Source organism: Oikeobacillus pervagus (genome assembly GCF_030813365.1).
Taxonomy (GTDB): domain Bacteria; phylum Bacillota; class Bacilli; order Bacillales; family DSM-23947; genus Oikeobacillus; species Oikeobacillus pervagus.
Genome location: NZ_JAUSUC010000010.1, coordinates 43145 through 66389 on the forward strand (window position 1 = coordinate 43145; position 23245 = coordinate 66389).

Annotated in this window: 25 protein-coding genes; 16 read left to right on the plus strand and 9 right to left on the minus strand. The window is 35.9% G+C overall.

Features of this window, described 5'->3' with window-relative positions:
* Positions 1–29: 29 nt before the first annotated feature.
* Positions 30–974 carry a 3'-5' exoribonuclease YhaM gene (gene yhaM, locus J2S13_RS05620; RefSeq protein ID WP_307256737.1) on the plus strand — a complete coding sequence of 315 codons (945 nt, stop codon included), beginning with the start codon at positions 30–32 and terminating at the stop codon, positions 972–974.
* A 242-nt stretch (positions 975–1216) separates the two neighbouring features.
* Complete coding sequence (locus J2S13_RS05625) at positions 1217–1408, plus strand: sporulation YhaL family protein (RefSeq protein ID WP_307256738.1); 192 nt, start codon at positions 1217–1219, stop codon at positions 1406–1408.
* 74 nt (positions 1409–1482) lie between these two features.
* Here the strand turns inward: J2S13_RS05625 and J2S13_RS05630 are convergent, their stop codons facing one another.
* Positions 1483–2388, minus strand: coding sequence for a peptidylprolyl isomerase (locus J2S13_RS05630; protein WP_307256740.1), 906 nt, complete (start codon positions 2386–2388; stop codon positions 1483–1485).
* Between the two features lie 179 nt (positions 2389–2567).
* Here J2S13_RS05630 and J2S13_RS05635 point away from each other — a divergent pair, with 179 nt between their 5' ends.
* From J2S13_RS05635 to J2S13_RS05645, 3 genes are all read left to right on the plus strand, one after another.
* Positions 2568–2654 carry a YjcZ family sporulation protein gene (locus J2S13_RS05635; protein WP_307256783.1) on the plus strand — a complete coding sequence of 29 codons (87 nt, stop codon included), beginning with the start codon at positions 2568–2570 and terminating at the stop codon, positions 2652–2654.
* 99 nt (positions 2655–2753) lie between these two features.
* The gene (locus tag J2S13_RS05640; RefSeq protein WP_307256784.1) at positions 2754–2837 is read left to right on the plus strand and encodes a YjcZ family sporulation protein; all 84 of its coding nucleotides are present in this window, start codon (positions 2754–2756) and stop codon (positions 2835–2837) included.
* A 42-nt stretch (positions 2838–2879) separates the two neighbouring features.
* Positions 2880–2966: a YjcZ family sporulation protein gene (locus J2S13_RS05645; protein ID WP_307256785.1), complete on the plus strand. Its 87-nt coding sequence runs from the start codon at positions 2880–2882 to the stop codon at positions 2964–2966.
* A 114-nt stretch (positions 2967–3080) separates the two neighbouring features.
* Here the strand turns inward: J2S13_RS05645 and J2S13_RS05650 are convergent, their stop codons facing one another.
* Both J2S13_RS05650 and J2S13_RS05655 read right to left on the minus strand, forming a co-directional pair.
* Positions 3081–3260: a hypothetical protein gene (locus tag J2S13_RS05650; protein WP_307256741.1), complete on the minus strand. Its 180-nt coding sequence runs from the start codon at positions 3258–3260 to the stop codon at positions 3081–3083.
* A 153-nt stretch (positions 3261–3413) separates the two neighbouring features.
* Positions 3414–3950 (minus strand): DUF3267 domain-containing protein, encoded by a 537-nt coding sequence (locus tag J2S13_RS05655; protein ID WP_307256742.1) that lies wholly within the window; start codon positions 3948–3950, stop codon positions 3414–3416.
* A 493-nt stretch (positions 3951–4443) separates the two neighbouring features.
* Here J2S13_RS05655 and J2S13_RS05660 point away from each other — a divergent pair, with 493 nt between their 5' ends.
* Positions 4444–4776 (plus strand): DUF1878 family protein, encoded by a 333-nt coding sequence (locus tag J2S13_RS05660; protein ID WP_307256743.1) that lies wholly within the window; start codon positions 4444–4446, stop codon positions 4774–4776.
* Here the strand turns inward: J2S13_RS05660 and J2S13_RS05665 are convergent.
* Together J2S13_RS05665 and J2S13_RS05670 are read right to left on the minus strand one after the other, a co-directional pair.
* Complete coding sequence (locus J2S13_RS05665; protein WP_307256744.1) at positions 4773–5342, minus strand: HTH-type transcriptional regulator Hpr; 570 nt, start codon at positions 5340–5342, stop codon at positions 4773–4775. The genes J2S13_RS05660 and J2S13_RS05665 overlap by 4 nt on opposite strands.
* Positions 5343–5832: 490 nt before the next feature.
* Complete coding sequence (locus J2S13_RS05670) at positions 5833–6186, minus strand: YtxH domain-containing protein (protein WP_307256745.1); 354 nt, start codon at positions 6184–6186, stop codon at positions 5833–5835.
* Positions 6187–6505: 319 nt separating this feature from the next.
* On the opposite strand from J2S13_RS05670, the gene yhzF reads away from it, so the two are divergent.
* Complete coding sequence (yhzF, locus tag J2S13_RS05675) at positions 6506–6697, plus strand: membrane protein YhzF (protein ID WP_307256746.1); 192 nt, start codon at positions 6506–6508, stop codon at positions 6695–6697.
* Positions 6698–6901: 204 nt separating this feature from the next.
* Here yhzF and J2S13_RS05680 read toward each other — a convergent pair whose 3' ends face one another.
* A complete protein-coding gene (locus J2S13_RS05680; RefSeq protein ID WP_307256747.1) occupies positions 6902–7420 on the minus strand; it encodes a tryptophan transporter in 519 nt (172 codons plus the stop codon).
* Between the two features lie 513 nt (positions 7421–7933).
* Positions 7934–8353 carry an HIT family protein gene (locus J2S13_RS05685; RefSeq protein WP_307256748.1) on the minus strand — a complete coding sequence of 140 codons (420 nt, stop codon included), beginning with the start codon at positions 8351–8353 and terminating at the stop codon, positions 7934–7936.
* A 745-nt stretch (positions 8354–9098) separates the two neighbouring features.
* Between J2S13_RS05685 and J2S13_RS05690 the strand changes: the two genes are divergently transcribed.
* The gene (locus tag J2S13_RS05690; RefSeq protein WP_307256749.1) at positions 9099–9836 is read left to right on the plus strand and encodes an ABC transporter ATP-binding protein; all 738 of its coding nucleotides are present in this window, start codon (positions 9099–9101) and stop codon (positions 9834–9836) included.
* Entirely contained in the window at positions 9833–11059 is a 1227-nt protein-coding gene (locus J2S13_RS05695) for an ABC transporter permease (protein ID WP_307256750.1), read from the plus strand. The genes J2S13_RS05690 and J2S13_RS05695 overlap by 4 nt, the downstream gene beginning before the upstream one ends.
* Positions 11060–11110: 51 nt before the next feature.
* Here J2S13_RS05695 and J2S13_RS05700 read toward each other — a convergent pair whose 3' ends face one another.
* Together J2S13_RS05700 and J2S13_RS05705 are read right to left on the minus strand one after the other, a co-directional pair.
* Entirely contained in the window at positions 11111–12508 is a 1398-nt protein-coding gene (locus tag J2S13_RS05700) for a transporter permease (protein ID WP_307256751.1), read from the minus strand.
* A 533-nt stretch (positions 12509–13041) separates the two neighbouring features.
* Positions 13042–13515: an antibiotic biosynthesis monooxygenase family protein gene (locus J2S13_RS05705; RefSeq protein WP_370873969.1), complete on the minus strand. Its 474-nt coding sequence runs from the start codon at positions 13513–13515 to the stop codon at positions 13042–13044.
* 397 nt (positions 13516–13912) lie between these two features.
* Between J2S13_RS05705 and hemE the strand changes: the two genes are divergently transcribed.
* From hemE to J2S13_RS05740, 7 genes are all read left to right on the plus strand, one after another.
* A complete protein-coding gene (hemE, locus tag J2S13_RS05710) occupies positions 13913–14953 on the plus strand; it encodes a uroporphyrinogen decarboxylase (RefSeq protein ID WP_307256753.1) in 1041 nt (346 codons plus the stop codon).
* A 410-nt stretch (positions 14954–15363) separates the two neighbouring features.
* Positions 15364–16299 (plus strand): ferrochelatase, encoded by a 936-nt coding sequence (gene hemH / locus J2S13_RS05715; RefSeq protein ID WP_307256754.1) that lies wholly within the window; start codon positions 15364–15366, stop codon positions 16297–16299.
* A 151-nt stretch (positions 16300–16450) separates the two neighbouring features.
* Positions 16451–17872, plus strand: a complete 1422-nt coding sequence (hemY, locus tag J2S13_RS05720; protein WP_307256755.1) for a protoporphyrinogen oxidase — start codon at positions 16451–16453, stop codon at positions 17870–17872.
* A 151-nt stretch (positions 17873–18023) separates the two neighbouring features.
* On the plus strand, positions 18024–18932 hold the full coding sequence (cyoE, locus tag J2S13_RS05725; protein WP_307256786.1) for a heme o synthase: 909 nt from the start codon (positions 18024–18026) through the stop codon (positions 18930–18932).
* A 232-nt stretch (positions 18933–19164) separates the two neighbouring features.
* Positions 19165–19737, plus strand: coding sequence for a TetR/AcrR family transcriptional regulator (locus J2S13_RS05730; RefSeq protein ID WP_307256756.1), 573 nt, complete (start codon positions 19165–19167; stop codon positions 19735–19737).
* A 109-nt stretch (positions 19738–19846) separates the two neighbouring features.
* Entirely contained in the window at positions 19847–22123 is a 2277-nt protein-coding gene (locus J2S13_RS05735) for a YhgE/Pip domain-containing protein (RefSeq protein WP_307256757.1), read from the plus strand.
* A gap of 161 nt (positions 22124–22284) precedes the next feature.
* Positions 22285–23241: a YncE family protein gene (locus J2S13_RS05740; RefSeq protein WP_307256759.1), complete on the plus strand. Its 957-nt coding sequence runs from the start codon at positions 22285–22287 to the stop codon at positions 23239–23241.
* Positions 23242–23245: the final 4 nt, after the last annotated feature.

Here is a 23245-nt window from a genome sequence, read left to right on the forward strand (position 1 = left end):
TAGAAGAAATCATTAAGGTGGGGATGGAGATGACCCAAGGAATTACGTTTTTGGACGCCGGGCAAGCAGTAGATTGCTTCTTACTGATTAAAACAGCCACAAAAAGCATCGCTGTGAATGGAAAACCGTATTTAACATTAATCTTTCAGGATAAGAGTGGGGAAATTGAAGCAAAGCTATGGGATGCTTCGGACGGGGAAGTACAGAAATATCAAGCAGAAACCATCGTGAAAGTTTCAGGGGAAATCCAAAATTATCGAGGAAGAAACCAATTAAAAATTAAACAAATCCGCCCTTCTACTGAACAAGATGCAGTACAAATTCAAGATTTTGTTCAATCGGCCCCGTTGGAAAAAACAGAAATGGCTGATACGATTACGCAATTTATTTTTGAAATGAAAAATCCTAATATCCAACGGATCACTAGGCATTTGCTAAAGAAATATCACCAGCCTTTCTTGGAGTTTCCAGCGGCTACGAAAAATCATCATGAGTTCGTATCAGGACTTGCATACCATGTTGTCTCGATGCTGAAACTTGCGAAGGCGATTGCTGATCTTTATCCAAGTCTAGACCGTGATCTTCTATATGCCGGTGTTATTTTGCATGATTTAGGAAAAGTAATCGAGCTCTCTGGTCCAATTTCCACTACTTATACAGTAGAAGGGAACCTATTGGGACATATTACTATAATGGTGAATGAAATCGGCAAAGCTGCAGATGAATTGCAAATTCAAGGGGAAGAGGTAACTGTTCTCCAACATATTATTTTAAGCCATCATGGCAAACTTGAATGGGGAAGTCCGAAGTTGCCATTAATTAAAGAGGCGGAGATCCTTCATTATATTGATAATATCGATGCTAAAATGAATATGTTAGATAGAACATTAGAAAGAACAAAACCTGGTGAGTTTTCTGAAAAGGTGTTTGCATTAGATCATCGTTCCTTTTACAAACCAAGCTTTCATAAATAAGACTAAAGCAGGAGGAGATATCCGCTCCTGCTTTATTCTGTGTTTAGGTATGCGATCAGTCAACATCGGCTCGTGAAATACCTCGCCGTGTTTCCTTTATCTCAGTCTAAACTTGCGAAATCCGTACGCCGATGAACAGGTCGCTTTCGCATTTGTTTTTTTCTCTAAATAGATCGTCATTTTTTTGTCGTGAACTGCATATGATGGAAGTAAATGTGGACAAGATAGGAGAGGTGTAGAAGATGTTTCCAATATGGATGTATTTCGTTGTGGCAGGGATCTTTATTAGCGCATTTATGGCTGTGAAGGCTTCAAGAGAAGAGAGACAAGAAGAAATGAAGTTTATCGAAAAAGAAGGGGAAGTATTCATAAAACGAATGGAAGAAGAAAAACAGAAAAAAGAAGATGTAAATCGAGATCCTCAGGGGGCGTAATTAAGGGAACTTCATTCTGAGGGTTTGACTACTAAAAAAGAGGCTGTTGCTTATCGCAGCCTCTTTTTTTACTTTTACTGTTTCTCTTTCTTGTCAGAATCTTCTTTTTTAGCGTCTGAAAGATCTTCAAATGCTTTTTTCAAATCTTTATCTTCTACCTTAATATCAGCAGCTTTTAGTTCTTTTTCAAGCTTCATTTGAGCTTTTTCTGGATCTACTTTAGTCATTTTTAATTCGTCTTCCAGTTGACCTTTTAATTTATCAAAAGATTGTTTTTCTTTTACATCTGTTACTTCAATGATATGGTATCCAAATTGTGATTTAATGGGTTCACTAATTTCGCCTTTCTTTAACGTTTCGAGTGCCTTTGTGAATTCAGGAACGAATTGTTTACGACCTTCATTATTAACCCATCCTAATTCTCCACCATTTTGTGCTGAACCTTGGTCAGAGGAGTACTTCTTCGCTAAATCCTCGAATTTTTCTCCTTTATCTAGCTTTTGTTTAACCTCATTAGCTTTCGCTTCGTCTTCCACTAAAATATGGCGGACTTTAATTTCTGGTTGCCATTTTTTATAATAGTCTTTTAGTTCTTTATCAGACACTTTTACCCCTGCTGTAGCGGCTTTATTACGTAAGATTTCTAATTCAAGAACATCTTTAAAGCCCTCTTCGTCTAAACTATATTGGGTAAGGAACATATCGTATTGTGAACCAAGTTGATTTTTGGCTTCTTTAAATTTCTTGTCTAGTTCATCTTTTGAAACATCGTATTTTTCAGAAAGAACTTTCTTATACATGAGCTCTTGGAGTGCTTGTTCCATTTGCGGTGAATATTTTTCTTTCATTGCCTCATAAAGCTCGTCCTTTGTCACATCTCCCGCTTTCGAAGTCGCCACTTTTTCACCGCTATTATTCCCACAAGCTGCTAGTCCTACAACCCCTGCAGCTAAAGTAAGGGATAGAATCCACTTTTTCATACCGTTCAACAACTCCCTAATTATATTGTTCTACATTTCCATAAAACATACTATATCATAATTTTTTTTAAAACCCAAAAATTATTACTGATATTTAGAAAAAAATGGGCGATTCCACCAAAACAAAAAAAAGGCCAATACATAGGATATTAAAGAAGAGATAAAAGGAGGTATTACGAATGGGAAATGCTTATAATCCTGGTTTTGCTTTGATTGTTGTTTTGTTTATTTTATTAATTATTGTAGGGGCAGCTTATATTTGTTAATACACATACTTATGGAAACCATTCACATAGTTATACGCCTAAACAAAAAATAATGCCAATGAATAAGATATAAAGACGGATCAAGGGGAGGTGTTTCATATGGGCGCAGCATACGGTGGAGGCTTTGCGTTAATCGTTGTGTTGTTCATTTTGTTGATCATTGTAGGGGCAGCGTGGTTTTAATGAAGAAACATCATTAAAAACATTATTGAAGGAGGAAGTACGATGAGTTCCACTTATGGCGGAGGTTTTGCATTAATCGTAGTATTGTTTATTCTATTGATTATCATTGGGGCTACTTGGGTTTACTAATGGTATATAACAAAGAGGGCCTGGCTTTGAAGCCGGGCTCTTCTTATTGTATGGTTTACTAAGTTCACCATATTCAGTTTCATGATATTAGCATATTGAAAAAGTTGTATTTTATTATGTATACAAAATTTCAACATAGGAAGATATTAACAAAATTGTAATTAGAACATTAATGGTTCGAAATACTTTTGGTTGACGTTCTTCTGGTATCTCTCTTTTAATACACAGGGAATTCGTCATACTATTAATATTGTATAATATAAAAATAGAGAAAATAATAAAGACGGTGATCATCAAATCCCCCTTCCGATATTACGTATTAATAATACGATATCAAATTTTTTTCAAAAAAGATAGGAAATAGTGAAGTGAAACTTCGGTCTATAAAGGAAAAGCTATTCATATAAAGAGAAGATTGAAGGGAAAAAACACCCGAATAGGGTGTTTTTATTGTGAAATTAAAATTTCATAACCATCATCATTTTCTTCAATATATGAGCTTTTTGGAGAAGCGATCAATGATTTTAAATTGATGAAATCGATCGCGCAAATTCCTGTATGAAAAGCAAATAACATCGTAAAATAATGTATATAATGCGGGAATATAGCACACCCAATGATAAAAAGCGAATTTAAAATGATAAAAGGATTTAAAAGCGAAATGACAAAGCGCATTTTAGAAATAGGTTCCTTCACTCTGACAATAATAACGGGAAGAACCATTAATTTGATCTGACACTTAAAAGTAAGTTTATGCATAAAACGAATATACGGCAAAATATGAAGAAATTTATGAGCCGGATATAATAAGATGAGTGACACGGTAAAAACAATAAAATATCGGTCATGAAGGGTTTGAGAAAAAAATGTTTGTAATGAAGCAAACATGATAGAAAAGACTAACATCATGACCAAAGTAGAAATCAAGGCAATTTTATGAAATCCATATTTTTTTTCTAAATCAATTGTACGCCAGCATCTCAAAGAAACCAGCCCCTATCGAATATTTTATATTTTTGAATGAATAGTAGTTTATAAACTTATAACTACTTCTGGGTGTTCTCTCGCAAACTTTAAAAACTTTCTATATTGCTTACATACTTTACGATGATTTAGGGGAAAAATCAATACAATTTTTATTAGTTTTTTGTAAAAAAAATCTTGAATTTTCGACATGATTTACATAGCAACTATGGAGGCGTTTTCATTGTGTTCATTTGAAAAGGTGACTTGGAATGAACAGTAAAACTCCGCCTTAAGGGAGTTTCGTATGATAAATTATTAATAATAGAAGGAGTTTTCATAAAAAACAAGAAATATAAATGTATTGTATTTAAAAAAAGGAAAATATTCGTAAATTTTGTTGCCAATAAATGAATGGATCGTTATGTTAGCCAGTGTAACCGGAGATTCACTCATTGTTTTATTCATATGAAATCAAAAGCTATTAGAATAGGTGGAAAAACGGGGGAGCAGCATGGTAGAGGATTTAATTAAAAGAATTGAAAAACTTGAGTTTCACCAGCAATTACTACTAAATATGGTAAAAAGAGATGATTACCCTTTTAATTGGATAATCATCGAAAAAAGGCTATCTAGAGAAGATAGGGACGAGTTTTTTAAAGTTTGTGAAGAGTTGAACAAGGTTAGACTGGAACAAAAAGCGGAAGGATTTGTATTCCATTCGCCGCTTTTTAAAGAGTTTAAGAGACGAGTACATCCCCGTCTAAGAAGTAAAGAAGTGATAGAGGCTTGCATTCAACAAGGGGTGTATGTGCCATTAATGGTGGAGTTGAAGAAAAATATTTAGTGAGTTTTCGAATCTGTAATTTTGGTTATTTTTCCGTCCTCCTCAAGAAATTCATGATCAATATTAATCATGGACTTCTCAAAAATTTCTACAAAATCATCTCCATAAATATTTTTAACGATCGCCATAATTTCCATTAAATCTGGAAATCTTCCGAATATTTCTCTTAGAGGTGCTGCCCCTTGAAAAACTGAATTTGTTTTTGGGTTATAAGATTGCATTAATTGTAATAAAACATCTTTACCCTTCTCTGATAGTTGCACATACGTGTTGCGTTTGTCTGTTTCTTTTTTGGAGAATGTGAGAAAACCACGTTCTTCTAGTTTTTTCGAAAAGTTAAAAGCTGTTGATACATGCATAACACCAAATTTCGCCACATCTGATATGGAGGCTCCTTTTAAATGATAAGCAATCCATAATATATGGTGTTCATTAATATTTAGGTTATACGGTTTGATCCATTGTTGCCAATCTTTTTCAACGGCTTTCCAAAGTGCTTTACTTAATTGAGCCATTCTTTGACTAAAGAGTAAAGCCTCTTTCATCGAGTATTGACCATCCTTCATATGCTCACCTTCTTTTTGGTTGTTTAGGAAACTAAAAAATTTTAGAACTGTGGATCCCCTTTTAAAAATGTTGTCCACGGCAAGCCTTCAGCGCCTATCGTCTAGCGAATTTCTCCGTTTTCTCCCTACGATAAGTCAACATCAGTTCGTGGAGTACCTCACTCTTATTTCCTTTATCTCAGTCTAAACTTGCGAAATCCGTACGCCGATAAGCAGGCGCTTCCGCATTTGTAGTCGTCTAGCGAATTTCTCCGTTTTCTTCCTACGATAAGTCAACATTAGTTCGTGAAGTACCTCACTCTCGTTTCCTTTATCTCAGTCTAAACTTGCGAAATCCGTACGCCGATAAGCAGGCGCTTCCGCATTTGTTTTATTTTTAAAATATTTTAGCTATGTATATTATTATGCCAATAAAGTAAAAATTAATAAAGGCCTAAATTGACTAAATTTTCGAAAAAATAAGCAACCTTGTAAAAAGGTTACTTGTTTTTCACATTTTCATTGTATTTTCCAGTTGATCAATGGATTTTTTAATTTCTTCAAGTTCATTTTGGATGGCATCTTTATTTGGTTCAATGTTTTTTTGCCATAATTCAATACTCGATTTCAAATCAGTAGATAATTGATTAAATGCGCTTTTTCCTTCTTTTGCTAGCGACACTACCGACTGTTTAAGCTGCAATACTTCCCCTTTTAGTTGATTTGAGCTTTCTTTTAAATGCTGTTTTTTTGTTTTGAATTTTAATTGTATATCCTTTCCAGATGAAGGTGTAATAAGTAAAGTTGTAACCGCGCTTATTGCACCTCCAATGAGAAATCCGTAAGTCAAAGATTTTTTATCCATTCGTTTCGCCCCCCTTTGATGAACTATCATTTAAGAATTTCAACAAAACTCGGATAAAATCCTTCAATTATTCCTGATGAATGAAATTTCATATTTCAAACTTGAAATGCATAGGATGTTGAATAATAGTTGTTTCATTATTGGAAATGATTTATTCTTTGTTTTCCTTGGGGGAGGATAGGTTGGGGCTTAGGGGAACCGGCGTTTACCGATAATGATTGAAAAAATTTTTAAAAAAGATAACAGTCTTTTTGAAAAGACCTTTGACTAAATGGTGATTTTTATCCACAATGGCTGATACACATAGAGGAGGTGGGGTATGGACGGGGTTATTTTTGGTTTATTTGCTTTAAGTGCCGTTTTCTTTTTTGGCATGTTCCACTATATTTTTGCCCTTTATCGGCCAGGGATCTATCCTCCTAAAAACATATTAAAAAAACGAGCGGGTTTTTTGGGGATGAGTGGGTTGGTTACATTTTTGATTGGGGTTCTCCTTACGGTTATGACATAGTATTTTGCTCATGTAATGAAAGAAACACTAAAAAATGAAACAAGGAAGCAATCGATAGGGAATCGAATTACTTCCTTGTGATGTCGTGATCCCGCCTTTACGGGCAGTAAAACCTCCACTTCAAAATGATGAGGTATCAAAGAAGAAGGGGAGGATAATTGCACATGAAGGTCCGACGATGGACAGGGCGTGACGTTTTGAACTCTATAATTGCTCGACTAATTTAGAACGTTTTAAAATAGAGTGAACAATTGGATAGACAATCACCATGACAATGGCGTTGACGACGGTTGCTGGTAACACAACAGTTGTGAAAAGTGCCACAAATGGACCAGGTAACCCGACGATCATCAAAGCGGATGTTAAGAAGATTGTTCCTGAAATAATCGTTCCGATCGCAGTTAATACAGTAGCTCCAATTAGATTTTTGGAAACCTTTGAGCTTATCAGAAACAGACCATAAAATAAAATAGCCGTAATCGGTTTATCAATAAAGTTTGGGACCAATCCCATAGGAAATGTTGTCGTTAATCCGGAAATAACACCTGTAACCAGCCCGATTAATAAAACATTTTGGAATGTTGGGAACATAAGAATTCCAAGAAACATCATCGTTAACATCATGTCAGGCTTCATTCCTAAAAATAGTCCAGGCATCACAGCGTGTAATACAGCCCCAATCCCAATCAACATGGATAGACTTACTAATGATTTCGTATTCATTTTTCTCTTCTCTCCTCATCTCTTCTTGTCTAGGCATTCTCCTAATGTGCTCTCGTTGCCATTAGCGAAAATGTTTTCATTATTATAACACATGGAAAAGGGGATTAGAAGAAATCATTTTCAGAAATTTCACTATAAAGAGGGGAGTATTTCCAATTTTGATTTACATTACGAGTGAACTACCCGTCAATGAATTGACTGAGCTTCTCGCTTCATCGGGCGGTCTATCGACCTGCCCTCCACGAAGGTTCATTCCGAACCTTGCAATGGTTTCAAATGAGTGGGTCTTTCCCACATGACAGGCATTATTTTACGTGGTGACTGTTCTTTCTTCACCACAACCCCATATAATGCAGTTTTCAAAGAACACTCGTTCTTGTAAGTAGTATATCATGTTTTGTCTTGCCATCCCACAAGGGGATTTCGACAAAAGCGTACTCTCATCTCTACTCTAAAGAGGTAGAGGATTCCCGTCCGCAAAAAAGCCCCTTAGAGGAGCTCTTTCTTTGGATCTTACACATGTTTTGCGATGGAGTGGGCGATATTTTGCAAGTCTTCTTGTGAATATTCACTATTATGCGTTTTCCATACAGCTCCGAATCCATCCCCTTTTCCATACCGTGGCAAAAGGTGGATATGGTAATGAAAGACTTCCTGCCCAGCTTCTTTTCCGTTATTATTTAATAAATTCATCCCCACGGGTTGAAATTCAGATTTAATGGCATTAGCTACTTTAGGAACAGCCGCAAATATGTAACTAGCTGTTTCGGAATCCAGCTCAAATACATTTTCTTTATGTGCTTTCGGGATGACAAGGGTATGCCCTTTGGTCACTTGGCTAATGTCTAGGAAGGCTAAAACATGCTCATCTTCATATACTTTAGCTGAAGGGATTTCTCCATTAATAATTTTACAAAAAATACAATCGCTCATTATGTTCATCCTTTCCAAATTTCGTTGCATAGTAAACTTTATCATATAAATTTATACAAATAAAACAAGGGCAAAAAAGAAAAGGGATAGGATGTCGATTTCATCCTATCCCATGAAGGGGAGAAAAAGGGTTAATTCATTCGGTCTATGCCTTTGATAAACACCTCATTTACAATAAATGATTGTTTTATCGGACAGATTCTAAGTCGTCGAACAAATTCAAGCTTACCATCCCCTTGTTAGCGTTTCATTAGCTATATAGGTTTTATAGTAAGTTGCCTGCGACAAACACCTCATTTGCTTATTCTTTTGGTGAAAATCTTCAATCAGTAAGTGATCTTTGATCAACACCTCATTTTTGCAATTTGGTTGTTTGTTATGAATTCATAGATCCTTTGTCCAACACTACCATCCCCTTATCATTTTTAGCTTAGTGCTTTTTATGAAAGGAATTAGCGTAGTCTGCTGTTACCACCCCGTTATTGGAGTAATCTATGTCTTCTTCAATGACGACCGACTAGTGACCTCTTCGTTAGACGGTTTTTAACAACCACCCCGTTTTTCTTAATGTTAGCCCCTTCGAATATTAGAATGTGTAAATCGCCATTTTTTATACAGGAAAAATTTATTGTTTCACTTTTTCGGTTGTATAACGTTTAGCACATGAGAATCTTTTACTTTTTTGTTAAAATAGCTATAGATTTAAAGAGGTAGACCTCTGACAAAACGAAAGGACGTTGAGTATATGTCATTGTTAAAAGTTGAAGGCCTTGTCGGCGGTTATACAAGGAAACCTGTATTAAAGGACGTTTCCTTTACGATAAATAAGAATGAAATCGTCGGTTTAATCGGTTTAAATGGAGCTGGAAAAAGTACAACGATTAAACATATTATTGGACTTATGGAACCAAAGAAAGGAACCATTTCCATAAATGATTCAACATTAAAGGAGAGTCCAGAAAAATATCGCCAACAATTTGCTTATATTCCTGAAACTCCTATTTTATATGAAGAGCTAACATTGGAAGAGCATATGAAATTAACGGCAATGGCGTATGGTTTATCAGAAACCCAATTAAATGAAAGAATCGAACCATTATTAAAAGAGTTTCGGTTAACAAATAAATACAAATGGTTCCCAGCCCATTTTTCAAAAGGGATGAAACAAAAAGTAATGATTATGAGTGCCTTTCTGACAGAGCCCAATTTATACATTATCGATGAACCCTTTGTCGGCTTAGATCCATTAGGGATACAATCTTTACTTGAATTAATTAAGAGAATGAAGGAAAAAGGGGCAGGAATTCTAATGTCCACACATATTTTAGCTACAGCGGAGAAATATTGTGATTCCTTCATCATCTTACATAATGGGCAAATACGAGCGAAAGGAACGATTCATGAGCTTCAACAACAATTTCAAATGCCTGAGGCTTCATTAGACGACATTTATATTCAGTTAACAAAGGAAGAAGAGCAATGAATAATATACAATTGTTATGGAAAGAAAGGGTTCAACAATATTTCATTGAGCTCCGAAAATATTTGAAATATATGTTGAATGACCATTTCTTATTTGTCCTCATTTTTGGTTTAGGAGCTGGGTTATATTATTACAGTGATTGGGTTAAAACACTTGATAAGGATTTCCCGGCAGCATGGATAGCAGCCATTATCCTCAGTTTATTTTTAGCTTTAGGATCCGTGTATACGTTTTTAAAAAGAGCAGATACTGTTTTTTTAATTCCTTTAGAAGAAAAAATGCAGGATTATTTTAAAAAAAGTCTTACCACTAGTCTTGCCTTTCAAAGCTATCCGTTAATTTTAGTTATGGCTGCCTTTATGCCTATGCTTGCTCAAGTGAATCATGCTGATCTTTCTTCCTTTTTTATTTGGTTGTTGATTATAATTGGATTGAAATTTTGGAATCTAACGGTTCGTTGGCATATTTTGAAGTATCAGGAAAAAGAGGCTCATTTGATCGATATCGCTGTAAGGTATTTCCTTAATGTTATTCTACTATATTTTCTATTTTCTAAGGCGAATCTTTATTTAGTCATTGCGCTTTTGGTGATGATGATAGCTTATCTCTCCTATTTTAAAAAAGTGACTAATTCATTTGTGTTAAAATGGGAAACATTAGTGGAATTAGAAGAACGACGGATGTCAAGATTTTATCATCTGGCTAATTTATTCACAGATGTTCCACATCTTGAAGGAAAAGTAAAAAGAAGAGTGTGGATGGATTTCATCCTTCAAACGATTCCTTTCAAACAAGAGAATTCCTTTACCTATTTGCTTTCGAGAACGTTTATTCGTTTGAATGAATATTTTGGGTTGTTTGTGCGGTTAACGGTTATAGGTGGGCTCATTATTGCTTTTAGTGATATATTGGTATTAAAATTAATCCTTTCTTTCTTGTTTATTTACTTAACAGGATTTCAGCTTTTTCCTATGATGAAGCGTCACGAAAGTAAAATTTGGGTCTTCCTTTACCCTGTTCCTCAAGAACAAAAAAAGAAAGCCTTCTTATATGTATTAAGAAAATGGTTGTTGATTCAATCTGTGTTATTTGGAATTTTGGCTGGTCTTCCGGACACATGGAAAGATGGCTTAATCGTCATCATTTGTAACCTAGTTTTTGCAAGTATTTTCATTATTTTATATGCACCAGCACGTTTGAAAAAGATGGAAAGAAAAATGTGAGAAAAGGGACCGAGATTCGGTCCCTTTCTGTGGGGTTAATTCACAAGCTGATTATAATAAGAGGATTGCAACGATTGTGGTGATCAAAATCCCAATAAACACAGGGATGACATTTCGACGGGCAAGCTCAAATGGATCGACATTACAAATCGCTGCAGCTGGAATGAGCGCCCAAGGGACGAGTGTACCACCGCCCACCCAAATCCCTGTTATTTGACCAAGGGCTGTTAAAGTGGCGGTTCCTGATTCGATGGTATGGGAAAAAATTGTGGCAACCGATCCCACTAATGAGATCCCCGAAAATCCGGAACCATCTAACCCGGTAATCGCCCCAACAATACTTAATGTGATGGCACCTACGGCCTTCGTAAATGGAACAACAGAAGATAAGGCAACTCCTAAGTCATTCACAATTCCGTGAGATGTCTCTGGAAGGAAAGGGCCGATGATTTTTTCGAATCCTATGTCACCTAAATAGAAGAATGCAGCGATTGGGATGACAGGACCGAAGACTTTAAATCCGAATTGAAAGCCTTCCACTAAAAAACTTGTTGATTTTTCTAACCCTTTCATTTTAAAACCGACTAAAGTAACGATTAAAAGAATGGCAATGGCTGTACCGCCAACAAGTGCTGCCGCGTCTCCACCTTGCAAATTGTAAATGGACATAATTATAACATCTAAAGCAAATAGGAATGTAATTAAAATAGCGAGAAAATTTTTTAGTAGTGGAGATAAAGTGGTTTCTAAGTCCGTTCCTTTGTTCAGGAAATGTTCTTGATCTTCCGGTTTTACAACTAATACTCCTTTTTTCATATCTCTTTTTAATAAGAAAAAGGCGATGATAGTCGTTGAAATCCCCATCGTTATAGCTAGTGGAATGCTGGCACTAATTACGTCATGAACAGGAATTCCAGCCGCATCAGCCGTCAGTTTTGGGGCTGCTTGAATGATAAAGTCACTCGATAAGGCAATCCCATGACCGAATAAGTTCATAGCCATCGCTGCTCCTAAAGCAGGTAATCCAACACGAATGGCAACCGGTACAAGTACTGCGCCTAATAAGGCAACGGCGGGAGAAGGCCAGAAAAACCAGGAAATCATCATCATCACGATTCCAATCGTCCAATAAGCAAGAGTTGGTGTACGAATAAGTTTAGAAAATGGTCTAATCAAGGCGTCATTGATGCCTGTTTTCATTAAACTTCTACTCATGGCTACAATGATGGAAATAACAAGGATGGTAGATAATAATTCAGTAATGGCATAAGCAAAACTAGAAAAAAGACTGATGATAGATTTATAAAGGGATCCGGTTGCAGTTAATCCAATTAAAAAAATCCCAACAATACATATAATCGTTGTGTCCTTTTGAAAAACCATAAATAAAATGATGAACGCAATAAAAAGGACATATATCCAATGAATCATCGATAAATCTACTTGCATATCATTGGCCTCCTCACGAGATGAAGGTGAAAAACGAAACGTAAACTCAGAAACAGAGCGATTTTTATTTCAAATATCGAAGAATAGAAATCTTAACAGAGTCAAATAGGAGGATGGAATATTGAGATTTTCATGCGAAAGGATTCAGGCATAGGGGAAAAACATGTAGGCATATGCCAAATTTTTTAATACAACATATGAGAAAATAATAAAGTTGTGAAAAAGAACACTAAAATGGGTAAAGAAAATTTCCTTAAAACATGTACTAGTGAAAAAATAAGGAAGATGCAATGGATGAAAGTTGAATTTTTTGGGGAAAAGTTTGTCATTTCCTGAGAAATAAATGGAGATGGGGTCACTTAAATAGGAAAAAAAGTGAAATATGAGGAGATGCAGAAAAAGAGGATTGCTTAAAAAAGCTCATCCACTTTTTTCAAAGGCTGTGCTAAAAGTCAATGTTAATTTAATGTTGATTTAAGTAGGGGAGACCCCGCAGAAAGCGTAGCGTCTGAAGTAGAAATCAACAGCCAAATTTAATTGTCCTCTTTAGGAATGAAATAGGTTGTGACATAGGAAGGTCTTGGATAAATCGGGGTTTTATCTTCCTCTTTTTGGTAATCCTGTTGTTTTTTATGTGCGTTTTCAAAGGTTTTTGATTTTTTCCATCTATTAAATGCCTCTTCATTTTGCCATTCTGTTAATATGATATATGTATCAGAATGAACAGGTCGTAACACACGGAGCGCTTTAAAACCTGGAGCATTTTCAATGAATCCAGATCTGTTTTTAAAGCGGTACTCAAAAACCGGTCTCCCTTCATCTGTTAAGGGTATATGGTTCATTACAAAAAATCCATCATGTCGATCAATTTTTCCGGATTTGACCACAATCTCATACGATCTAGGGGACTGAAAAATTGTTTTTTTGTCCGTCTCATGGAGCAATAAGGTGTGCTCACCATTTTGCATTAACACTAGATTTTCCCGCTTATGATTATTCAAGATCATCCTTAAAAAATCATATGTGCCTGTTGTTAAATAGACATTCACTTTGATCACCTCTTAGTTTTAAGGATTTAACATTACCATTATTATATACATTTTCAAGAAAAAGGGGAAATGGCGTTAAAACAGCAAAAATGGACTAAATCGGGCAAATTTATGACATTTATCCTGATTAACTATACATTCAATTAAAAAAAGTCTATAGTGTAATCGTATAATTAGATGATGGGCATGGAATGAATTCTACATAAAATCATATTTCTATCTACTACAGAAGAGGGGCTTGAGGAAGTAGGCCCCTGCTTACTTTTATGTTCATCGATTCATACTATTACTTAATGATGATAAAAGTAGATGAACCTTTATAGAATGATGACCAATTGAAAGGTGGACGAAAGGCATGAGAGAAATAAATGAAACTATATTGCGTGCAGCTTTAGGAGAAAAAACAGATTATACTCCAGTATGGTATATGCGTCAGGCGGGCCGTTCGCAACCTGAATATAGAAAATTAAAAGAAAAATATTCACTTTTTGAAATTACTCATCAACCTGAACTCTGTGCATATGTGACAAGATTACCTGTTGAGCAATATGATGTAGATGCGGCCATTTTATATAAAGATATTATGTCACCGCTTCCATCTATTGGGGTACATGTAGATATCAAGTCAGGAATTGGTCCTGTGATTGATAATCCTATACAATCTTTAGCTGATGTTGAGAAACTGGGGGAAATTCATCCTGAGCAAGATGTTCCTTACGTGTTAGAAACAATCAAGATCTTAACTCAGGAACAATTATCTGTTCCGCTAATAGGATTTGCTGGGGCTCCGTTTACATTAGCAAGCTATATGATTGAAGGAGGGCCATCGAAAAATTACAATAAAACCAAAGCATTTATGTACTCTGAACCAAAAGCTTGGTTTGCATTAATGGATAAATTGGCGGAAATGACGATTACATATGTACGAGCACAAATTCATGCAGGGGCAAGTGCTATTCAAATTTTTGATTCGTGGGTCGGTGCATTAAATGTCCCAGATTATCGTCATTTCATTAAACCTGTTATGGAAAAAATCTTCAACGAATTGCGAAAAGAAAATGTCCCTCTTATTATGTTCGGTGTTGGGGCTAGTCATCTTGCAAAAGAATGGAATGACCTACCACTAGATGTTGTGGGTCTTGATTGGAGATTATCCATTCAAGAGGCAAGACAATTAGGAATTTCAAAAACAATTCAAGGGAATCTAGATCCTGCCCTTTTGATTGCTCCTTGGAAAGTCATTGAAGAACGAGTCAAGGAAATTTTGGACCAAGGTTTAGCACAACCGGGATATATATTTAACCTGGGGCATGGGGTATTCCCACAAGTACAGCCTGAAACTTTAAAAAGATTAACATCATTTGTACACGAATACAGCGCAGGAAAAATAAAGTAATCGACCCGTTTGTTCCATCCTTAACAGGCAGCAACCCCCACCTTAAAATGATGAGTCATCAAAGAAGCTAGGTGGTGGGATAACTACCCATAAAGGTCCAAAGACGGAAGGATGTGACTTGCCAGGCGAACCCACAGGACGAGGATTCTTTAACGTGGCAAGTTCAACTAACATTCAGTGGGGGATAAAGAAAACCCTCACTGAATGAAGTTTTAACGGAAAGAAAAGGGTTTAAAATAAAGTTATAATATAATAATGAATTCAATGACGTTAAGCGTAAGCCACCTAGTGATACTAAGCTAGTGATCAACAAAAGAAGGCTAGGCCCTTCATCTACCCTAGCTTTGGTTATGTTCTTCTTATCTATGTTTCACAGTGCGCTTGTGCTTTGCTAACGAGGTGAAGACTGCATGGAAAAGAAAAAGATAGGGCTATTAGTAATGGCATATGGAACCCCTTATAAAGAAGAAGATATTGAACGATATTATACACATATTAGACATGGAAGAAAGCCGTCAAAAGAAATGCTGGAAGACTTAAGAAGTCGGTATGAAGCGATTGGAGGCATATCTCCATTAGCTAGAATTACTCAGGAGCAAGGGAGGAAACTTGAAGCCAGGCTGAATGAAATCCAAGATGAAGTAGAATTTAAAATGTACTTAGGGCTTAAACATATTGAGCCATTTGTAGAAGATGCAGTGGAACAGATGAACCAAGATGGAATAGAAGAAGCTATTTCCCTTGTGTTGGCGCCTCATTTTTCAACTTTCAGTGTGAAATCATACAACGGACGAGCAAAAGAAAAAGCAAATGAAATTGGTGGGCCATCGATTACTTCCATCGAAAGTTGGTATAAAGAACCGAAATTTATCGATTATTGGGTTAAACAAGTAAAACAAACATATGAGGAAATGTCGAAAGCAGAGCGGGACTCAAGTATTTTAATAATATCTGCCCATAGCCTACCAGAGAAAATTTTACGTTTTGGTGATCCATACCCTAACCAACTAAAAGAAACAGCAGATCTTATCGCTAAAGGTGCAGGCATAGAAGAGTATACAATCGGTTGGCAAAGTGCAGGGAATACACCAGAACCATGGTTAGGTCCAGACGTTCAAGACTTAACGAGGGAGTTATATGAGAAACATCAATATAAAGCATTCGTTTATATCCCTGTGGGTTTTATTGCCGATCATTTGGAAGTGCTTTATGACAATGATTATGAATGTAAAGTCATTACGGAAGAATTTGGGGTAAGTTATTTTCGACCAGAAATGCCGAATGCAAAACCTGAATTTATTGATGCACTCGCAGAAGTAGTGATGAAACATTTACCTCAGAAATAGATTTGAAATTACTTCAACACTTATCAGGATGGGATGGCAGAGCAATGAAGAGCTATAGACAATGCGCGATTTATATCGCCCTCGCATCCTTTCATTGACGAAAACTTTATGACACAGGATAGTTATCAAATGCTAAAGAGGGCGATTCATTGTGGTAGGAGAAGCGAAAAAAAATATTGTTGTAATTGGTGGAGGAATTACCGGATTAACAACTGCATATTATCTTCAAAAAGCAGCAAAAGAACAAGAACTACCTATTGAAGTAAAATTGATTGAAGCAACCCACCGTCTTGGTGGAAAAATACAAACGGTGCGAAAAGATGGATTTATTATTGAAAGAGGCCCTGATTCCTTTCTTGAAAGAAAGAAGAGTGCCTCTCGTTTAGCTACTGATGTTGGAATTGCTGATCAATTAATTCGTAATGCTACTGGCCAATCATATGTGCTTGTAAAAGGGAAGATGTACCCCATGCCTGGTGGGTCTATCATGGGAATTCCAACACAAATCGCCCCTTTTATTATGACGGGTTTGTTTTCTATACCAGGAAAATTAAGAGCGGCTGCAGATTTTGTCCTTCCTAAATCAAAAGAAGAGGGGGATCAAGCGCTAGGTTTGTTTTTTAGAAGACGTCTAGGGGATGAAGTAGTAGAAAATCTAGTAGAACCATTACTTTCAGGAATATATGCAGGAGATATAGATCAATTAAGTTTGATGGCAACTTTTCCACAATTCTATCAAGTAGAACAAAAATATCGTAGTCTTATTTTAGGGATGAAAAAATCGGTCCCTTCCACACCTAAATCCTCATCTTCAGAAAAGAAAAAGGGGATTTTTCTTACTTTTAGAAATGGACTTGAATCATTAGTGGAAGCCATTGAAAAAAAATTAGAAGCAGGTTCAGTGATCAAAGGGGTGCGGGTAGAAAAAATCGAGAAGACTGCGAAAAGTCAATATCAATTATCATTAAATAACCAAAAAGTACTAGTAGCTGATAGTATTGTATTAACCGTTCCACACCTATCTGTGCAATCGATGATGCCTCAATATTCGTTTTTTGCGCCTTTTAAACAAATGCCTGCAACATCGGTTGCAACTGTCGCCATGTCTTTTTCTGAAGAAGCCATTCAAACGGATATCGAAGGAACTGGCTTTGTTGTGTCAAGGAATAGTGATTATACCATCACTGCTTGTACATGGACACATAAAAAATGGCCACATACGACCCCAAAAGGGAAAGTGTTACTCCGTTGTTATGTCGGAAGAGCGGGTGAAGAGACCGTTGTGGATCTTTCCGATGTGGAAATCGAAAGAATTGTTTTAGAAGACTTAAATAAAACCATGAATTTAAACAAGAAGCCTGATTTTACGATTGTGAGTCGATGGAAAAAATCGATGCCGCAATACACGGTAGGACACCAAGATCGAATGAATTCGATACAGAAAAATATTCAAAAGGAACTTCCAGGGGTTTTTCTTGCAGGAAGCTCATTTAGGGGGCTAGGGGTACCAGATTGTATTGACCAAGGAGAGGCAGCTGTTCAAGAAGTGCTTCAATATATTAAAGCCACCTAATCAAGACTATTGATTATGCAAATATATATACAGCAATCGGTCATTTGCCGGTTGCTTTCATTATGACTTCAATTCCCGCAATTTGAGGAATAGAAGACAGAGCGCATTTTATGAAGAAAATTGTGAGGTGAATGTAAAAATCGATAAGCATATGCAAAACGCGTCCACAGTAATATCGAAGGAACCTTTATCCCAAATTGTGTCGGAAACAATTAAGACAGGAATTATAAAATCAAATTTAATTGCGATGTTTGCTGGTTTGGCATTGGCTCTATATTCAAATGAAATTCATCCATTTCAAAAACTTCCTGAAATACTATTTGCTATGATTGGGTCAATCCTTACAATTGGGGCAGCTGGAGTGTTTAATAATGTATATGATCGTGACATCGATTCGATTATGAATCGAACAAAAAATCGTCCAACTGTTAAAGGAACGATACAGTTTAAGAAGGCGATTCTTCTAGGTGTCTTTATGACCTTGTTTGGACTAATGACTCTAGCCTTAGCTTCCCCTCTTGCTGCACTTTTTGGCTTTTTAGGTTTGTTTTTTTATGTGGTACCTTATACAATGTGGAGTAAACGTCGTACCATCTACAATACTGAAATTGGAAGTATTTCAGGGGCAACACCTCCACTTATCGGTTGGGCATCGATTACACCAGACATGACACATCCAGGTCTTCTAGGGTTGTTTGCTGTCATCGTACTCTGGCAGATGCCTCATTTTTATGCAATCGCCATTCGGAATCATGATGAATATAAAGCGGCGGGAGTACCAATGCTTCCTGTCATTAAAGGGTTTAAGCGAACCTTTATTCAAACAAATGTGTATTTAGTCGCATTAATAGTGGTTAGTTTTCTTTTTACTTCCATTAGTCTTTTTATTGCGATTGTCGCATTTGTTTTAAGTGTAGTTTGGCTTATTTTGAGTGTCTTTCGCTATAAAAAAATGTCACCTGAGATATGGGCAAAATGGATGTTTATTTTTTCCCTTAACTATATCACGATTTTATTTGGTACGATTATTGTGTATTGTTTGATAGGGAGCATTTTCTAATATTCAAATCTCTGTTGGCGGGAAAGGGATCCTATTTAGAACGTCTTTACGGCGTTCTTCTTTGGTTTCTGGGATATTCAACCCAAGTTTAAACATTTTTTGTAGCTTAGGATTCATAAAAAATTAACAATTAAATGTTGTCAAAGCCATATAATTATGGTATATTACCAATTGTACTGAATGACCAATTTGACCAATCGGTCACTTTTTTTCAGGAGGTGAGATGTATAAAATGGCAGTTGACCGGAAACATCAAATTATTGAAGCTGCAACAAAGTCGTTCACTTTATTTGGATACAAGGCAACAACGATGGAGCAAGTCGCAAAACTTGCTAATGTTGGAAAAGGAACGATCTATACCTTTTTCAAAAACAAAGATGATTTATTTGATGAAATTGTTATGACATTAATTAAAGAGATGAAAGAGGCTGCAGAAGCAACCATTCAAGAAGGTTCCTCTTTCGTAGAAAATGCCCACCGTGCCCTATATAAAATTCTAGAATTTCGTAAAGAGCATAAACTAGCAATCAAATTATTTCAAGAAGAAAAGGAAATGGGCACTCCTGCAGTAAATGAAGTCATGAGGAAAATTGAAAATGCCGTTCTTAATTACATTAAAGAGAAGGTAACGCAAGCAATTAACAACGGTGAAATAAAAGAATGTAATTCTGAGATTACAGCTTTTGTCTTCGTAAAACTTTATATCTCCCTTATTTTTGACTGGGAACAACATCATGAGCCTCTTGAAAAAGATGAAATTGCTGATTTATTTGAACTTTACTTAATTAAAGGGTTATCAAAATGAGATGATCTTTTTATTTCAGCAATAAATGACCAAATGAACATAATGGTCAATAATTTTAAAGATAGTGCAGTAGACAAAGAAGAAATTTCTTTAAGAGGGGGAAATAAGTTTGAAGCGTTCGCTAATAGGTGCAGAATTTAAGGAGATTGTGACAAATCGTAAAGTCATTATTCCGATTATTGCAGTACTTTTTGTGCCAGTATTATACGCAGGAATGTTTTTATGGGCCTTCTGGGATCCGTACGCTCATTTAAAAGATCTACCTGTTGCTGTTGTAAATAACGACAAAGGGGCAGATTTTGAAGGAGAACAGTTAAAGCTTGGAAAAGATTTAGTTAAAGAGCTGAAGAAGGTTGATGAATTTAATTTCAAATTCGTCGATCATGACAAGGCTTATCGGGACTTAGAGAATAGAAAGTATTATATGGTTGTTGAAATACCAGAAAACTTTTCAAAAAATGCAACGACATTATTAGATGACCATCCGAAGAAATTACAATTAAAATATGTTCCAAATGAAAGTTTCAACTTCCTTTCAGCGCAAATTGGAGAAACAGCTATGAAGGAAATTCGAGCTGAACTACAAAAAAATATTACAAAAACATATGCAGAAACGATGTTTGATAAGATCAAAGATGTGGCGGATGGATTAGATAAAGCAAGTGATGGAGCAAAACAATTAAACGATGGTGCCATTAAACTATCGGATGGCTCCAAAAAAATTAAAAGCAATTTAGAAACATTGGCATCTAAATCAATTGAGTTCACTCAAGGAGTGAATAAGGCAAATGATGGAACAAAACAATTAGCTTCTGGAGCAAGAGAATTAAATTCCGGTCTTGGTCAATTGAAAAATGGCCACGGACAGCTGCTGAATGGTACAAATGAATTGAAAAAAGGAACCGATCAATTAGCGGCAGGTATTGGAAAAGTTCATACAGGGTTAAATACCGTAGATGGTAAAATGAACGAACTTATAGCGGGAACGAATCAAGCTGCGGCCGGTGTTCAGCAATTTGCTGGAAGTCTTCCAGAGTTACAAAGTAAAACCGGTCAATTAGCTTCAGGAGCTACGCAAGTGGATCAAGGGATTGGCCAATTACAGTCACAATTAGTCGCTCAGCAAAAACAGATGGAACAACTAGCTGGTATGCTACAGCAAACGTTACCACCTGAACAGTTTGCCCAAATCGCAGCTAAGCTTCCTTCACCTGAGCAAGGACAAAAATTACAAGAAAGCTTAAATGCATTAAAGAATGGAAGTTCCCAAGTAGCCGCAGGCACAGGTGCTTTAAACCAAACCATTGCCAATCAAGTTGTACCTAATATGAATAAACTAAATGGTGGTTTAAATCAAATTTCATCGGGACAAAAGCAATTAAAAGACGGAATCCATGCACTTGCATTAGGATCTGGTGACCTTCATACAGGTGTTCAAAAATTACAAGCTGGTGAAAAAGAGCTTTTATCTGGAATGTCTATATTCAATCAGAAATTAGGGGAAGCTCAAGCTGGCACAGGAAAATTAGCTATAGGAGCAGATACATTAACAAATGGTCTAAATCAATTATCAGATGGTTCAGCTAAAATTAGTGAGGGTACTCATAAATTAGCAGAAGGTTCTAAAGACCTTTCTGATGGTACAGATCAATTATCAGACGGTACCAATGAATTACACGAAAAATTAAGTGATGGAGCAGAGCAAGCTAATTCAGTTGATGCCAAAGATGGAAACTATGAGATGATGGCAGAACCTGTGAAAGTTGAAAATAAAGGGATCCATAAAGTTCCTAACTATGGAACCGGATTTGCTCCGTATTTCTTATCATTAGGTTTATTCGTTGGAGCCTTATTATTATCGATTGTATTCCCGCTTCGAGAACCTGCTGTTCGTCCGAAAAGTGGTTTAGCTTGGTTCTTTAGTAAATTTGGAATTTTAGTTGGAATTGGGATCGCCCAAGCGTTGTTAGCCGATGGAATCTTATTATTAGGATTAGGAATTGAAGTTCAAAGTGTCCCATTATTTATTTTTACTACCATTATTACAAGTATCACTTTCGTTACGTTAATTCAAATGCTTGTTTCAATTATGGGGGATCCAGGACGATTCATTGCAATCTTGGTCTTAATTTTCCAATTAACAACAAGTGCTGGTACATTCCCACTTGAGTTAATTCCAAAAGTACTACAACCAATTAATGCATTATTGCCGATGACTTATTCAGTTTCAGCATTAAAGGCCGTTGTATCTAGTGGAGACTACTCCTTCTTATGGTATAATGTGTCAATATTACTTTCATTTACAGTCTTTTTTGCGGTACTGACGGCTATATTCTTTATAGCATTACACAAACGTCAATTTTCTCGTACTGTAACAGAAGAATAAAATAAAAAAGAACGAAGGAGAATCAATTATCTTCTTCGTTCTTTTTTGTACAAAATAAGGTATAATTGTCCTATTTAAATTCATTAGGATTTCAAATATTCTTCACAAATATTTCTTATAATAATTGTTATAGTAAATAAAGTGAGATGAAAGGTTAAGGAGTGGTTTTTATTAAAAATAAATCATTGATTGTTTGTTTATTCGTCTCGCTTTTATTATCAGCTTGTAATCAAACAACTTATACATCTATAAAGGGGAGTTTCGTTTCAACATTAAATTTACGGGATAGTTCTATGACCTTTGTGGACCGTGCGGGAGAACCATTCGCTACTTGGAAATTTGATACATTGTATACAGGTGGGATTCTTCTAGCAGACGATGATCGCATGTTGTTATTTGGAAATCAACTTGAACAATTAGATATTTTTTCATTGAGTCAAGGAAAAGTCGTTCAACAATGGGAAACACCTGAAGGAACCACAAATGCCTTATATTTGAAGGAAACGAATGAGGTTGTCACAGCCAATAAGAATGACCGTTCACTTCATTTTTACAACCAGAAAGGAAAAGAAACGAAAGTCATTACGGTTGGAAAATACCCGCTATCGATGCAGGAGCATAAAGGGAAATTATTTGTCATTAATTATAAAGATACAAAATTATCGGTTATAGATATTCAAAAGAAAATAATAGTAAATGAGATTGCGATTCCAACCTCTTCAACAGGCTTGTTAGTGAAAAATGATGAAATTTGGGTAGGGGGGCATGGAAGAGGAAATAAACCCCAATCAAATGTTCAAGTATATTCAGCTAAAACAGGTGAACTGATTTCAGAAATTGAAACCCCTTTAATGCCGGTGAATTTTTATCATGATACACGTCATACTTATGTCGTAAGCCATGGGACGAATGCGGTCTATTTACTAAATGATAAGAAAGAAAAAACAAAAGAAGTCGAAATTGGAGCAAATCCTTTTTCTATTAGTCGTTTTGACGGGAAAATGGTTGTAGCTGGATATGATAGTGATGATCTGTATTTTTTACAACCCGATACATTAAAAGTATGGAAAAGAATAAAAGTTGGGAAAGGGCCGTTTGTAATACTTGTAAGGGAGTAGAGTT

Excerpts from the sequence above, each read along its gene's own strand:
- yhaM (WP_307256737.1), top strand. The coding sequence starts at position 30 with ATGACCCAAGGAATTACGTTTTTGGACGCCGGGCAAGCAGTAGATTGC.
- J2S13_RS05625 (WP_307256738.1), top strand. The coding sequence starts at position 1,217 with ATGTTTCCAATATGGATGTATTTCGTTGTGGCAGGGATCTTTATTAGC.
- J2S13_RS05630 (WP_307256740.1), bottom strand. The coding sequence starts at position 2,388 with ATGAAAAAGTGGATTCTATCCCTTACTTTAGCTGCAGGGGTTGTAGGA.
- J2S13_RS05635 (WP_307256783.1), top strand. The coding sequence starts at position 2,568 with ATGGGAAATGCTTATAATCCTGGTTTTGCTTTGATTGTTGTTTTGTTT.
- J2S13_RS05640 (WP_307256784.1), top strand. The coding sequence starts at position 2,754 with ATGGGCGCAGCATACGGTGGAGGCTTTGCGTTAATCGTTGTGTTGTTC.
- J2S13_RS05645 (WP_307256785.1), top strand. The coding sequence starts at position 2,880 with ATGAGTTCCACTTATGGCGGAGGTTTTGCATTAATCGTAGTATTGTTT.
- J2S13_RS05650 (WP_307256741.1), bottom strand. The coding sequence starts at position 3,260 with ATGATCACCGTCTTTATTATTTTCTCTATTTTTATATTATACAATATT.
- J2S13_RS05660 (WP_307256743.1), top strand. The coding sequence starts at position 4,444 with ATGGTAGAGGATTTAATTAAAAGAATTGAAAAACTTGAGTTTCACCAG.
- J2S13_RS05665 (WP_307256744.1), bottom strand. The coding sequence starts at position 5,342 with ATGAAGGATGGTCAATACTCGATGAAAGAGGCTTTACTCTTTAGTCAA.
- J2S13_RS05670 (WP_307256745.1), bottom strand. The coding sequence starts at position 6,186 with ATGGATAAAAAATCTTTGACTTACGGATTTCTCATTGGAGGTGCAATA.
- yhzF (WP_307256746.1), top strand. The coding sequence starts at position 6,506 with ATGGACGGGGTTATTTTTGGTTTATTTGCTTTAAGTGCCGTTTTCTTT.
- J2S13_RS05680 (WP_307256747.1), bottom strand. The coding sequence starts at position 7,420 with ATGAATACGAAATCATTAGTAAGTCTATCCATGTTGATTGGGATTGGG.
- J2S13_RS05685 (WP_307256748.1), bottom strand. The coding sequence starts at position 8,353 with ATGAGCGATTGTATTTTTTGTAAAATTATTAATGGAGAAATCCCTTCA.
- J2S13_RS05690 (WP_307256749.1), top strand. The coding sequence starts at position 9,099 with ATGTCATTGTTAAAAGTTGAAGGCCTTGTCGGCGGTTATACAAGGAAA.
- J2S13_RS05695 (WP_307256750.1), top strand. The coding sequence starts at position 9,833 with ATGAATAATATACAATTGTTATGGAAAGAAAGGGTTCAACAATATTTC.
- J2S13_RS05700 (WP_307256751.1), bottom strand. The coding sequence starts at position 12,508 with ATGCAAGTAGATTTATCGATGATTCATTGGATATATGTCCTTTTTATT.
- J2S13_RS05705 (WP_370873969.1), bottom strand. The coding sequence starts at position 13,515 with ATGATCTTGAATAATCATAAGCGGGAAAATCTAGTGTTAATGCAAAAT.
- hemE (WP_307256753.1), top strand. The coding sequence starts at position 13,913 with ATGAGAGAAATAAATGAAACTATATTGCGTGCAGCTTTAGGAGAAAAA.
- hemH (WP_307256754.1), top strand. The coding sequence starts at position 15,364 with ATGGAAAAGAAAAAGATAGGGCTATTAGTAATGGCATATGGAACCCCT.
- cyoE (WP_307256786.1), top strand. The coding sequence starts at position 18,024 with ATGCAAAACGCGTCCACAGTAATATCGAAGGAACCTTTATCCCAAATT.
- J2S13_RS05730 (WP_307256756.1), top strand. The coding sequence starts at position 19,165 with ATGGCAGTTGACCGGAAACATCAAATTATTGAAGCTGCAACAAAGTCG.